We start from the raw sequence: 14,293 nt of genomic DNA on the forward strand, positions 1-14,293 counted from the left end.
GCGATGGATACGCGCCTGCTCGACTACTACAACCGTGAACTCGCGTACCTGCGCGAGCTCGGCGGCGAATTCGCGCAGCAGTTCCCGAAGGTCGCCGCGCGGTTGCGGCTCAATGAATCGGGGCCGCCCGACCCGTACGTCGAGCGGCTGCTCGAAGGCTTCAGCTTCCTCACCGCGCGCGTGCAGCTCAAGATGGACGCCGAGTTTCCGCGCTTCACGCAGGCGCTCCTGGATGCCGTGTATCCCGGCTATATCGCGCCGCTGCCGTCGATGGCGATCGTGCGGTTCGCGCCGCTGCTGAACGAAGGCAGCCTCGCGCAAGGCTGGCGGCTGCCGGCCGGCACCGCGCTGCGCGCGCGTCCGGCCGCGTCCGAGCAGACCGCCTGCGAATTCCGCACCGCGCACGACCTGACGCTGTGGCCGCTCGAGCTGACCGATGCGACCGTCACCGGCGCGCCGTCGTGGCTGCCGCGCGGCGCCTTCGCCGCGCGGCAGGACGTGCGCGGCGCACTGCGCATCCGGCTGAAGGCGCGCGGCGGCGCCAAGCTCTCCCAGTTGCCGCTCGACCGGCTGACGTTCCATCTCGCGGGCCCCGAGCGCGATGCGCTGCACCTGCTCGAACTGATCGCCGCGCATGCGCTCGGCGTCGTGTGCCACGATCCGGCGCAGCCGCCGCGCTGGTTGCATACGCTCGACGCCGACGAGATCGTCCACGAGGGCTTCGATCCCGCACAGGCGATCCTGCCCGACGACGGCCGCAGCTTCCACGGCTACCGGCTGTTGCGCGAGTATTTCGCGTTTCCGGCGCGCTTCCTGTTCTTCAGCATCGGCGGGCTGCGCGCCGCGCTTGCGCGCGCAACCGGCGACGAGTTCGAATTGACCGTGCTGTTCGATCGTCATGACGCTGCACTCGAAGCAGCCGTCAGCGCGAAACACCTCGCGCTGAACTGCACGCCGGCCGTGAACCTGTTCGCGCGCCGTGCCGATCGCATTCCACTGCAGCCGGGCGTGCGTGAGCACCACGTGGTCGTCGATCGCAGCCGTCCGCTCGACTACGAAGTCTATGCGGTGCAACGGCTCGCGAGCGAGCAGCGGGAGGACGGCCAGTCGCGCGAATTCCGGCCGTTTCATGCGTCGTTCGCGAGCGACGACGGCAATCACGGCGCGTACTACACGGTGCGGCGCGAACCGCGGCTCGTCTCCGCGCAGGCGCGCGCGAACGGCACGCGCACCGGCTATGTGGGCAGCGAGACCTACGTGTCGCTCGTCGACAGCCAGTGCGCGCCGTACGACGAGACGATCCGCTACCTGGCGGCCGACACGCTGTGCACGAACCGCGATCTCGTGCTGCTGCAGCCACCCGGCGACGCGAACACGTTCACGTTGCGCGTGTCGGCCCCGGTCGAAAGCATCGTCGCGATCCGCGGCCCGTCGCGCCCGCGCCCGCCGATCGCCGATGCGCAAACCGCGTGGCGGCTGATCCGCCATCTCGGGCTGGCGCGCCACACGCTGACCGATCTCGACGACGAAGAGGGCGCGCATGCGCTGCGCGAACTGCTCGGCCTGCATGCTGACCCGGCCGATGCCGCGATGCGCCGGCAGATCGACGGCGTGCTGCGCGTGGCGTTCTCGCCGGTGTTCCGCCGGCTGCCGGCGTCCGGCCCGCTGATGTTCGGGCGCGGCGTGCAGGTCGACGTGACCGTCGACGACCATGCGTTCTCCGGCGACAGTCCGTTTCTGCTCGGCGCGGTGCTCGAACAGTTCTTCGCGCGCCACGTGTCGATCAACGCGTTCGCCGAATGCGTGCTGACCAGCGCGCAGCGCGGCACACTTGCACACTGGCCGGCGCGCATCGGCAGGCGGCCCGCGATATGAAGCGCGACATGTCACCGGGTGCCGGGCCCGCCGCCGAAGCCGCACGCCGCGACGCGTGGTGGGCACGCCTGCGTGCCGCGCCGCACGGTTACGACCTGTTCCAGGCGCTGCGCTGGCTCGATGCGCTGTCGCCCGGCCGCGCGCCGCTCGGCCATGCCACGCGGCCGCGCGACGAGCCGGTGCGGCTCGGGCAGCAGCCGTCGCTCGCGTTCGCGGCGTCGATGCTGGCCGGCGTGAGCGACGAGGGCAGCGGCATGCCGCCACGCATCGCGATCCACGGGTTCGGGCTGTTCGGGCCGAACGGGCCGCTGCCGACGCACCTGACCGAATACGCGCACGAACGCGCGGCGCAGCACGACGACCCGACGTTTGCCGCGTTCGCCGACCTGTTTCATCACCGGCTGATCCTGCTGTTCTACCGCGCCTGGGCCGATGCACAGCCGACGGTGAGCCTCGATCGCCCGGAGCGTGCACGGTTCGACGGCTATGTCGCGAGCCTGATCGGGCGGGCGGCACATGGCGACAAGCCCGCCGTGAAAACCGACACCCACGCCGACGCCGACACGCTCGCACCGCATGCGCGCTATTTCCACGCGGGTCATCTCGTGCGGCACACGCGCAACCCGGAAGGGCTCGTGCAGATCCTGCGCCGGCATTTCGGTGTCGAGGCCCGCATCGTCGAGCACGTGCCGCAGTGGGTCGCGATCGAACGCTCGCAGCGCTGCACGATCCGTGCGACTCGGCCGACGTTGCGCGTCGGCGCCGTCGCGCTCGGCATCGCGGTGCGCGATGCTCAGTCGCGCTTCCGGATCGTGCTCGGGCCATTGTCGCTCGACGCGTACCGCCGCTTCCTGCCGGGCGGCCCGCATGCCCGGCAGCTTGCGCAATGGGTGCGCGAATACGTCGGCATCGAGTTCGACTGGGACGTGCAGCTCGAACTCGCGGCCGACGCGGTGCCGGCGATCGCACTCGGCGCGCCGCAGGGCATCGGCCGCACCGCGTGGCTCGGGCATCGGCTCGAACCGGGCCCCGCGCGTGACCTCGTCGTCCGCTACGACGTGCGGCGCGGCGGTGCACCCCTTCATCGCGAAACCGCCTAACCGGGAACCGTCATGTCCGATATCGGCCGCGCCAACCTGTTCGGAAAACTGAATCCGTATCTGTACGAGACGCTCGAGCAGGCGACCGGCTTCTGCCGTCTGCGCGGCAATCCATACGTCGAGCTTGCGCACTGGTTCAAGCAGATGCTGCAGCGGCCGGACGGCGACCTGCAGCGCGTGCTGCGCCACTTCGGGATCGATGACGCCGCGATCGACCGCGGGCTCGTTGCCGCGCTCGACAAGCTGCCGCGCGGCGCGGGCTCGGTGTCGGATCTGTCCGTGCATATCGATGATGCAGTCGAACGCGCATGGGTCTACGCGACGCTGAAGTACGACGCGACGCGCATCCGCGGCGCGGTGCTGCTGCTCGCGATCCTGAAGACGCCACAGTTGCGCAACGTGCTGGTGGCGATCACACGTGAGTTCGAGCGCGTCGTGCCGGACGTGCTCGCCGACGAACTCGGATCGATCGTCGAAGGCTCGCCGGAGGCACCACCGGCCGGGCAGGCTGCGGCGGGCGGCGATATGGCGACGCGCGGCGCGACCGCCGCCGCCTCCGACGGCTCTGCGCTTGCGCGTTTCGCCGTCGACCTGACTGCCCGCGCGCGGGCCGGCGAGATCGATCCAGTGATCGGGCGCGATCCGGAGATTCGCCAGATCGTCGACATTCTGCTGCGGCGCCGGCAGAACAACCCGCTGCTGGTCGGCGAGGCCGGCGTCGGCAAGACGGCCGTCGCGGAAGGGTTCGCGCTGCGGATCGCCGCCGGCGACGTGCCGCCGTCACTGCGCGACGTCGCGCTGTACCTGCTCGATATCGGGCTGCTGCAGGCCGGCGCGAGCGTGAAGGGCGAGTTCGAGAGCCGGCTGCGCGGCGTGATCGACGAGGCGATGTCGTCCGAGCGGCCCGCGATCCTGTTCATCGATGAAGTCCACACGCTCGTCGGCGCGGGCGGGGCCGCCGGCACCGGCGACGCCGCGAACCTGCTGAAACCCGCGCTCGCCCGTGGGCTGCTGCGCACGATCGGCGCGACCACATGGTCGGAGTACAAGCAGTACATCGAGAAGGACCCGGCGCTCACGAGGCGCTTCCAGCTCGTGCACGTGCACGAGCCGGAGGAGGCGGCCGCGCTGACGATGCTGCGCGGCCTGGCCGGGAAGCTCGAGGCCCACCACCGCGTGCTCGTGCTCGACGACGCGCTGCAGGCGGCCGTCACGCTGTCGCACCGTTACATTCCGGCCCGCCAGTTGCCAGACAAGGCGATCAGCCTGCTCGATACGGCCTGCGCGCGCGTCGCCGTCAGCCAGCACGCGGTGCCCGCGCCGATCGAAGATGCGCGCCGCCGCATCGACAGCCTGCGCGTCGAACAGGAGCGGATCGGACGCGAATGCGCGCTCGGCACCGGCGATCCCGCCCGGCGCGATGCGATCGAGCACGACATTGCCGCCGCCCGGGCCGAACTCGACCGGCTCGACACGCGCTGGCAAACCGAACGCGACGCGTTGACGGCGATCGTCGATGCCCGCGCGTTGCTGCTCGACGACGATCCCGCGCATGCGCTCGACGCCGACGCGCGTACCGCCGCACAAACCCGTCTCTCGGCCGCACAGCAGGCGCTGGCCGACCTGCAGGGCGACGCGCCGCTCGTGCTGCCCGCCGTCGACACGCATGCGGTGGCCGCCGTCGTGGCCGACTGGACCGGCATTCCGCTCGGCCGGATGGTGCGCGACGAAACGCAGGCCGTGCTGAAACTCGCCGATACGCTCGGCGAACGCGTCGTCGGCCAGAAGCACGCGGTCGAGTTGATCGCCAAGCGCATCCAGACCGCGCGTGCGAAGCTGGACGACCCGAAGAAACCGCATGGCGTGTTCCTGCTGTGCGGCCCGTCCGGCGTCGGCAAGACCGAGACCGCGCTCGCGCTGGCCGACACGCTGTATGGCGGCGAACACAACGCGATCACGATCAACATGAGCGAGTTCCAGGAGGCGCATACCGTATCGACGCTGAAGGGTGCTCCGCCCGGCTATGTGGGTTACGGGCAGGGAGGGGTGCTCACCGAAGCAGTGCGCCGCCGCCCGTACAGCGTCGTGCTGCTCGACGAGATCGAGAAGGCGCACCGCGACGTGCACGAGATTTTCTTCCAGGTATTCGACAAGGGCTGGATGGAGGACGGCGAAGGGCGCGACATCGATTTCCGGCATACGGTGATCCTGCTGACGTCGAACGTCGGCGCCGATCGCGTGATGCAGCTGTGCCGCGATCCCGAGCGCCTGCCCGACACGCAGACGCTCGCCGATGCGCTGCGCGCGCCACTGCTGGACGTGTTTCCCGCCGCGCTGCTCGGCCGGTTGACCGTCGTGCCGTACTACCCGCTCACCGACGCGACGCTCGCGCGGATCGTCGCATTGCAGTTGCGGCGGATCGAGCAACGGATCGACGCGCACCACGGCATCCGGCTGCGCTGCACCGACGCGGCGACCGCGCTGGTCGTCGAGCGCTGCCGCACGATCGAATCCGGCGGCCGGATGGTCGACGCGATCCTCACGCACACCGTGATGCCGCGCATCGGCCGCGCGATCCTGCAGGCCACGCTCGAAGGTCGCACGCTGTCGTCAATCGAGCTGAGCGCCGCGGACGGCGAATTCGCGTACCGGTTCGACGAGGAGGAAACGACTTGAATCGCGTATTCACACTCGACAGCCCGCACGGCGACGACCTCAAATTCCATACGCTCGACGGCAGCGACGAACTCAGCCACCTGTTCGAATTCCGGATCGAGGCGCTCGCCGACAGTCACAGCCTGTCGCTGAAGGACATGCTCGGCAAGCCCGTGACGGTCCGGATCGAACAGCAGGACCTGTCGACGCGCTACCTGAACGGCATCGTTGCGCGCGCATCGCTCGCCGGACGGCGAGCCGAGCGGTACTACGGCTATGAGCTGATCGTGCGTCCGTGGCTGTGGCTCGCGACGCGCCGCTCCGATTGCCGGATCTTCCAGAACAAGACCGTGCCCGAGATCGTGCAGGAGGTGCTGTCGACGTACGGGTTTCCGATCGAGAACCACCTCGCCGAAACGTATGTGCCGCGCGACTATTGCGTGCAGTACAACGAAACCGATGCCGCGTTCGTGTCGCGGCTGATGGAGTTCGAGGGGATCTACTTCTGGTTCCGGCATGCGGAGGACACGCACACGCTGATGCTGGGCGATGCGATGTCGTCGCACACCGTGCTGCCCGGCTACGAAACGATTCCGTACATCGCGCGCGACCGTACGGCGATCGCCGACGAGGAGCACATCGACGGCTGGCTGCCCGCGCAGGAAGTGAGTGTCGGCCGGCACCAGACCACCGATTACGACTATACGAAGCCGCGTGCCGATCTTTCGTCGCAGAAGGTCGATCCGCGTGGTCACGATCACGACAGTTTCGCGTCGTTCGAGTGGCCGGGCGGCTATCGCGACGATGCCCCCGGTGCGCACTACAGCCGCGTTCGGCTCGAGGAGCAGCAGGCGGAACATGAACGGGCGAGCGCCGATACCGACGTGCGCGGTGTCGCGCCCGGTTATCTGTTCACGCTCGAGCATTGCCCGCGTGCGGACCAGAACCGCGAGTACCTGATCGTGCGGTGCCAGTACCGCTTCCAGGAGAACGCGTATGCAAGCGATCAGGGCACGGAGGCTGTAGTCCATCAGACGATGATGCTCGTGCAGCCGTCGAGCCTGCCTTACCGGTCACCGCGCGACACGCCGCGACCGCGCACCAACGGGCCGCAGACGGCGACCGTCGTCGGGCCGCCGGGGGAGGAAATCTGGACCGACCAGTATGGACGCGTGAAGCTGCAATTCCGCTGGGATCGGTACGGGCAGAGCAACCAGGATTCGTCGTGCTGGGTGCGGGTGTCGAGTCCCTGGGCGGGTGGTGGATTCGGGGGCGTGCAGATTCCGCGCGTGGGTGACGAGGTCGTCGTGGATTTTCTGAATGGCGATCCGGATGAGCCGATCGTCACCGGGCGGGTTTACAACGGCGAGAAGATGCCGCCGTGGGGGCTGCCGGGGAGCGCGACGCAGAGCGGCTTGCTGTCGCGTTCGTCGCCGGGCGGGACGACTGACCACGCCAATGCGTTCCGGTTCGAGGACAAGAAGGGCGCCGAACAACTCTGGATGCACGCGGAAAGGAATTTCGATGCGGAGACAGAGGCCGATCACACGCTTTCCGTCGGGAACAACCATACGCATACGGTCGGGAACGACGAGACGATGCAGGTGAAGAACAACCGGCAACGGAGCGTGGGGCAGAACGAGACGGTGAATATCGGGCAGAACCGGGTCGCGCAGATCGGGGCGAACGAGACGCATGGGGTTGTCGGCAACCGGACGCGGACGGTCGGGCAGAACGAAACCGTGACGATCGCCGCGAATCGCGACGCGACCATCGGTGGCGGGCATACCGAGACGGTCGCGAAGGGCAAGACCGAGACGATCGGCGAAGCCAAGACGCTCAACGTCGGGCAGATGTATCAGACGACGTCGCAGGACATGAAGACGCTGGTTGCGGCGGCGCATACCGAGGAGATCGGCGCGCGGACCTCAACGATCGCGAACGCGCATACGCACACGGTCGGCGGCGAACACACCGTCAACGTCGGCGCGAACCATACGACGAATGTGCAGCATCAGGTGACCGTCAACGCAGGTGACCAGCTTTCGCTCGTCTGCGGGAATTCGAGCATCGTGATGAAGAGCGACGGCACGATCACGATCCAGGGCGTCAATGTCGCATCGACCGGTACGAACACCCACAGTGTGAACGGCAAGACGGTGACGTCGTCGGCGACCGCCGAGCACACGGTCGAAGGCGCCGTCCTGAAACTGAATCCGTGACGGAGGTCCGCACGAATGCAGAACTGGCAGCCGACCAATCCGGTGGAGCGCAGGTTCATGGATGCGCACACGGACTGGATGAGTTTCGCGAAAGAGCAGGACGCGCGCTTGATGATCTGGCAGACCGACGAGACGGATGCGGCGCTCGTCCGGCTGTATTTCCAGGTTCAGGATGAAACGTCGTGCGCGGTCAGGACGATGCGGGCGTCGTTCGTCGATGAAGCGGGTTATGCGACGGCGCTGACCGACGAGCTCATTGCGTTCTACAACCGCCGGCGGGAAGCATCCAACGCGCAGGGCATACGTGCGGACTGGCAGGCGCCGTACGACGACGGCAAGAATCCCTTGCTCTACCTGTTCGCGGTGACCGACAGCCTGATGCAGCACCATCCGGACGTTTTCCCGGCGATGGTATTCGTGCTGGACCCTGTGAAAGTGCGGGATGACGCGGCATGGGTGCGATGGATGGACGATTTGCTGTCGATCGTGGCGGTCGCGCCGCAGCTTGCCGAGCGTGTGCGCTTCGTCGTGCCGCGTATCGATATCGCACCGTTTGCTGCGTTGATGCAACGGCATCGCGCCGCGGTTCACGTCGCGCACGGCAAGTATTCGATGGCGAGCGTACCTCGCGAGTTACTGGCGGAATCGGGCGAGCGCGGGCCGAGCGGGGAGTTTCGACGGCATTTCGTGATGCTGACCGAGATGATCGAAGGCAACAATCCTTCTCGGCTGGAGGAACTTCGAGCGGCCGCATTGAAGGTCGCGGAGCGTGAGCAGTGGTTCGATCAGTGCGTTGTCGTGCATCTGATTGCGGGGGCCGCCTATCTGAAATGGCGTGATCGGGAGAAGGCGATCAATGCGTATCGCAGCGCGGCCAGCAGCGGCATGCTCGCGGTTGAAGCCGGGCATCCGGCAGGGCACAAGCTCGTTGCGAACGGGTTGTTCGGCGAGGCGAGCGTGCATCTGACGCACAGGGATTATGCACACTCGGCTTATTGCTACGAGCGTGCGGCGGCGTCGACTACGGCGGCGAAGGACGGGCTGATGACGGTCGAGGCCTGGCGGATGAGCGCGGTGTGCTGGGAGCGGGCAGGGGAGCGCGAACATGCGCTGGAGGCCGGGTTCAATGCGCTCGATGCGGGGTTGATGATCGACGAGCCGATGCGGGCGAACAGCAATCTGCCGATGGTTGTCGAGTGGATGGTGTCGCAACTGGGTGCGATGGACCGACGACGCAACGCGTTGAGCGAGAAGGTCGCTGCGTTGCGTGGTGGGTGCTGAACGGGGAGGGCTGAGTGGGATTGCTCGCGGTCAAGCATCTGGATCCCGTTGTCGGTGTCGACGTTCACTCGGTATTGGTCACGCCGGGTACGCCGCCGGTGTTCCTGCCGCATCCTCACGTCGGATTCATGCTCGATCTGCGCGAGTACATCCAGGCGGCAAAGGCCGTGGTCGGCTGCATTGCCATGATGATCGTGCAGGAGAAGGTAACCGAGTACATCGAAGATCACCCTGAAGATGTGACGAAGCTGGAACACCTCGCCGATGAAGCGAGCCAGCAGGTCAATGAACTGATCGGTGGCGGCAAACTACCCGATCTCATGGACGACCCCACTGTCGCCGAGGGAATGAAACTGGCGAAAGAGGCCAACAAGCTCAAGAACCGCATCAGCGACGATCTTGGCTCGAACGTCGGATCTGGTGGCAGCAGCGGCAGGCCGATTTTTGTGAACGGGATGATGCGGGCCACGGCGGGGACGCATGCGTATCACGTTCCGGGGTTGCATTTCCCGCTCGGGGAGTCATTTGCGCCGCCACCTGAGGAGGTTGAACCGTCGAACGACGGCGAATCGTTCATGGGCAGCAAGACGGTGCTGGCCAACAACGATCCGATGTCGTACATGGCGCTGGAGGCGTTGAGTTGCTGGTCGATCGGGATGGAGCCGCCTCCGCATAACAGCGCGCATACGGATCGAACCTATCCGTCCATGCCGAGTTCGGTCATGTTGCCGATTCCGGCGGGAAGGCCTGTTTTTGTGGGCGGGCCGCCGATCGTGAACATGGCCGCCCTTGCGGTGGGGCTGTTCAAGGCGTTTCGTGGTTCCGCATGGGCTAAAAATCTTGCGGACAAGTTGCACCTGAAGCCCGGATTTCTGCGCTGCAATGTCCTGGGAGCCGATCCGGTTGACATGATCACCGGCGAAGTGGTGGTACAGCAGCACGATTTCACGGTGTCGGGGCGCCTGCCGCTCGTGTGGAAACGGCATTACGCGAGTCACGTTTCGCGGTGCGGCGCGGTGGGCGTGGGCTGGCAGACGCTGGCCGACGTCCGGTTGGAACTATTGCAGTACGAGGGCGCGGTGGGCGTGGTGGCGCATTTCGTCGATCACGCTACGGCTTTCGATACGATGCCGAATATGATCGGCTGGCCCGGGCGCACGTATGACTGGCAAAGCGGCTATGCGTTGTACCTGCATGGTGACGGGCTCGTTGTGCGCATGCGAAGCGGGATCGAGTATGAGTTTGAGTTGCCGGCGCATTGGCAACGCATCCTGGGGACGCAGGCGACGGAGCGTTCCTTGACGCTGCCGGTCATGCGAATGGCGGATCTTAACGGCAACGCATGGACATTCTGCCGCGGACAGGGTCAAAGCCTGACGCGCATCGTCGAATGGAAGGGCGAGCAGACGACCGGCCGCATGATTGAGTGCGCGGTAACACACGGCCGGCAGACCGGTGCGCCTGCTGGTTTGCTTACCGCCGTTACGCTGGTGGACACGAACAATCGCGCGCATTCCCTCGTCAGTTACGAGCACGATCGGAACGGGAATTTGATTGAGGTGTTTGATGCGATGGGCCATCCTCATCATTTCGTGTACTCCGATGGCCACCGGATGGTGCGCCACACGAGTGTTCACGGGATGTCTTTCTACTACAGCCACCAGCAGCATGAGGACGGTGCGTGGAGAGTCGACCACGCGTGGGGTGACAACGGCCTGTTGGATTACCGTTTCGTCTTCGACCTCGAACATAACGAGACACGGATTACCGATTCGCTGGGCCATATGAGCGTCCTGCAATCGAACGCACGCGGCTTGCCGGTCGCGCGTATCGACGCGTTGGGTGGCGTGACGAGTTACCGCTACGACGCGCGCGACCGCGCAAGCGCGCTGACGGATCCCGCCGGGTATACAACGCAGTGGGAATACGACGCCTACGGCAATCTGTTGGCGCAGACGCTGCCCGATGGCAGCGTCGTACGGTCCGAGTACGACTCGGCATGCAAGCCGGTGGTGGTGACCTATCCGGGTGGCGGTACGGCGCGCTACGTGTGGGATGAGCGCGGCAATCTGCTCGAGCGGTCAACGCCCGCTCAATCTCGCATACGTTACGAATACGACCAGCATGGGCAGTTCGTTGCACAGACGGACCCGATCGGAGCAGTCACGCGCCTGTCCTATGACAATGACGGCAATATCGCCGAGATCATCGACGCGCTCGGACATTGCATGAGATACACCCATGATGCCCGAGGCAACCTGATACGGACCGTTGACACGACGGGGTCGGCGAGCCGTTACGAATACGATCAGAACGGCAACATGACCCGGGCAATAGCGCCCGATGGGCGCGAAACGTTCTATCGATATGACGCCAACGATAACTTGACGCACTACTGCGATGCGGCCGGCCAGGCCACGCAGCTAGGATATTCCGCGCTCGGGCAGATCATCAGACGATCCACGCCTGAAGGTGGCGTAGTCGAATACCGGTATGACTCCGAGGCCCGCCTGATCAGTGTGATCAACGAGCGTGGCGAAATATATCAACTGAAGCGCAACGCGTTGGGACAGGTGGTCGAGGAGGTCGACTACTGGGGGCAGACGTGTCGCTATGAGTACGGCGCGAGTGGAGAGGTGCTGCGCACCATTGATGCACTGGGGCGTGCGATCGACTATCAAAGAGATGCGCTCGGGCGTGTCGTGCAAAAACGCGTGCAAGATCGGAGGCAGCCCGACGGGATTCGCACCGAAACCTTTCTATACGACCGCGCGGGCAACCTTGTCGCGGCGGAAAACCCTGATAGCCGGATCGAGTTCACGCATGACCTGGCGGGCCGCATCATTGCGGAAAGATATGGCGAAGGTTTCGAAATCCTGCATCAGTACGATGCCGATGGTGATCGCGTCAAACGGACGACCCGGCTCGAGGAGGCCGGCGCGATCATCGAAAGAACGACGCGTTACGAATTCGATGTGCTCAAGCGGGTTACGTTGATGTCGGCCAGCGGTGTGCCGCCGATCCGGTTCGAGCACGATGCGCTTGGGCGCATCCGGGTCGAGCGCTTTGGCGAATCGTTGCGTCGCGAGGCGTCCTACACGGCGGAAGGAAGCTTGGAGCGACAGACACTGCTGCGCGACTCAAGGCCGTTCTTTGCCAGTGAGTATGCCTACGACGTGAACGGCGAATTGATCGAGAAACACCGCAGTGGCGCAAACGCGGAATACTTCCAGTACGACGCGATTGGAACGCTGGCGGAGCATCTGAATTCGGCCGGTCGGTGCTTCCGGTTCACGGTCGATCAGGCGGGAGATCTGATGACGACGCGGGTTCGCGAGGGCGCCGCAAGGCGCGACGCGTTCGGCAACACGCTGCCGGGCGGCGCCTGGTTCCGTGAAGGGGAATATGGCGGCGCTTACCACCTATTCGATCGCGTCGGTAATCTCGTGCGCAAGCATGATTCCGAATGCGACATGGAACTGTGCTGGGATGGAGACGGGCAGCTCATCGAATCGCGCGTCTCGCGGCCGCAGTGGACCGAGCGCGGTCAATGCGGCGGCACATTGCTCGTTCTGACACAGTATTCATACGATGCATTGCATCGACGCACAAGGAAAGTCACGCGACTCACGCTTGGCGCCGGTGGAGCTGGCAAGCCATGTGAGGGTGAGGGTGCGCCTTCATGCATAACGCGGTTCTTCTGGGACGGTGACGTTCTGATCGCGACCCTCACGCAAAGTGACAGACAGTTTGAGTTGTTGATGTCGCGGGCGAATTCCGATTTCGCACTATCCGATCTCGTAACTGATGCAAACGACAGCCGACGTGCCGTGCCGGTCACGCCGGGCGAGTATCAAGAATGGGTGTGCTATCCCGATACGCCGCGGCCGCTCGCCTGGCTGCGCGAAACCGTGCCGCCGGCTGGCACGGAGTTGGCGCGCGCAGTGTCGGCCGACGTGAGCGACGTCCCTGCGCTTTTACCGCAACCTGCGCCTCGGATCGACTGGTTGTCCACAGATCTGAACGGGATGCCGATTCGCGGGGACAATATCGAGAGTGGGATCTCGTGGAGCGTGTCGTACTCGCCATGGGGTGCGATTGATCGCACCACGTCGACGCCCGACGTCGATCAGCCGTTGCGCTTTCTCGGGCAGTATGAGGACCGCGAAACAAGTCTCTACTACAACCGGTATCGGTACTACGATCCGAGCGCAGCTCAATACATATCGATCGATCCGATACGGCTCGACGGCGGTGACAATCTGTATCGATACGCGAGGAATCCGATCGCCTGGACCGATCCGCTGGGCCTTTCGCGTGCTCGAATCACACGGTTTCGATATTTCGGCCATCCCGACCCCGCGATCGAGGCACAGGTGCGAGCGAAGATCGCTCAATTGCTGCAGCAGCGCCCAGATCTTGTTGAGAGCGGCAAGGAGAATATTGGTATCGCGCTGCTGGACGACGGAACGATAACGGATCCGGTGGTCGGCAATCAGACGGAAGGCCATCCGGAAGCCAAGCTTCTGCGTGCGTATCCCGACCGCATCAAGTGCCTGTGGAGCGAACGCGAACCGTGCGACCAACGGCGATACTTTGGCCAAGCGAACACAACCATGCACATGAACGACACGCCGTGCCAAACACTCATTCACGGCAGCCAAGGAATCGAACAGGTCTATTACTACATCATGACGGGCAGCAGAGAGGCAGCCGACTGGTCCAAGGTGCTGCGAAAGCACGCGGCGGAAGGCGTTTTCCTGCCTCAGCCGAAACGATCCTGGTGAGCGATGAGCCGCAAACTGGACATGCCCCGAAGGTAGTGCACAAGCGAGCCATCTCTCGACGGCAAGACAAGATGCAACAGTGGATCAAGCTCGTTCAAGTCATTTACATGATTTTACATAACGTGAATTATCGACATTTTCGTTTGTAGTAGCTAAGTTCAAATGTCCGCTTCTGGCTAAGTTCAGATGTCCGCTTTTCGACCCATCGTAAGCTGACCGGCAGCCGCCGTCTGGCCCGAGGCCCCACGGCCACCCGCGCGAGCCCCTGTCCGACCGTCGATTTTCTCCGTCAGACACATTCACCACGGCCTTCGTCCGCTAAAATTCCCGCCGCTTGTGAAACGCAAGCCAATATCGGGCCGATGACGGCTGC

The 14,293-nt window shown here is 64.9% G+C and carries 6 protein-coding genes; all 6 read left to right on the top strand.

The window, feature by feature from the left end:
• Positions 1–3: 3 nt before the first annotated feature.
• The 6 genes from tssF to LGN19_RS03470 are packed head-to-tail and all read left to right on the top strand — an operon-like array spanning position 4 to position 13,920.
• The gene (gene tssF, locus LGN19_RS03445; RefSeq protein WP_226213235.1) at positions 4–1,875 is read left to right on the top strand and encodes a type VI secretion system baseplate subunit TssF; all 1,872 of its coding nucleotides are present in this window, start codon (positions 4–6) and stop codon (positions 1,873–1,875) included.
• Between the two features lie 8 nt (positions 1,876–1,883).
• Positions 1,884–2,975, top strand: coding sequence for a type VI secretion system baseplate subunit TssG (gene tssG, locus LGN19_RS03450; RefSeq protein WP_226213236.1), 1,092 nt, complete (start codon positions 1,884–1,886; stop codon positions 2,973–2,975).
• A 12-nt stretch (positions 2,976–2,987) separates the two neighbouring features.
• Positions 2,988–5,651 (top strand): type VI secretion system ATPase TssH, encoded by a 2,664-nt coding sequence (gene tssH, locus LGN19_RS03455; RefSeq protein WP_226213237.1) that lies wholly within the window; start codon positions 2,988–2,990, stop codon positions 5,649–5,651.
• Positions 5,648–7,852: a type VI secretion system tip protein TssI/VgrG gene (gene tssI / locus LGN19_RS03460; RefSeq protein WP_226213238.1), complete on the top strand. Its 2,205-nt coding sequence runs from the start codon at positions 5,648–5,650 to the stop codon at positions 7,850–7,852. The genes tssH and tssI overlap by 4 nt, the downstream gene beginning before the upstream one ends.
• Positions 7,853–7,867: 15 nt before the next feature.
• Positions 7,868–9,133 (top strand): hypothetical protein, encoded by a 1,266-nt coding sequence (locus tag LGN19_RS03465; protein WP_226213239.1) that lies wholly within the window; start codon positions 7,868–7,870, stop codon positions 9,131–9,133.
• 14 nt (positions 9,134–9,147) lie between these two features.
• Positions 9,148–13,920 (top strand): RHS repeat-associated core domain-containing protein, encoded by a 4,773-nt coding sequence (locus LGN19_RS03470; RefSeq protein ID WP_226213240.1) that lies wholly within the window; start codon positions 9,148–9,150, stop codon positions 13,918–13,920.
• Positions 13,921–14,293 lie beyond the last annotated feature (373 nt).

Source organism: Burkholderia sp. AU30198, assembly GCF_020419825.1.
Classification (GTDB): Bacteria; Pseudomonadota; Gammaproteobacteria; order Burkholderiales; family Burkholderiaceae; genus Burkholderia.

Coding starts and splice junctions, on each gene's coding strand:
- tssF (WP_226213235.1), top strand. CDS start 4: ATGGATACGCGCCTGCTCGACTACTACAACCGTGAACTCGCGTACCTG.
- tssG (WP_226213236.1), top strand. CDS start 1,884: ATGTCACCGGGTGCCGGGCCCGCCGCCGAAGCCGCACGCCGCGACGCG.
- tssH (WP_226213237.1), top strand. CDS start 2,988: ATGTCCGATATCGGCCGCGCCAACCTGTTCGGAAAACTGAATCCGTAT.
- LGN19_RS03465 (WP_226213239.1), top strand. CDS start 7,868: ATGCAGAACTGGCAGCCGACCAATCCGGTGGAGCGCAGGTTCATGGAT.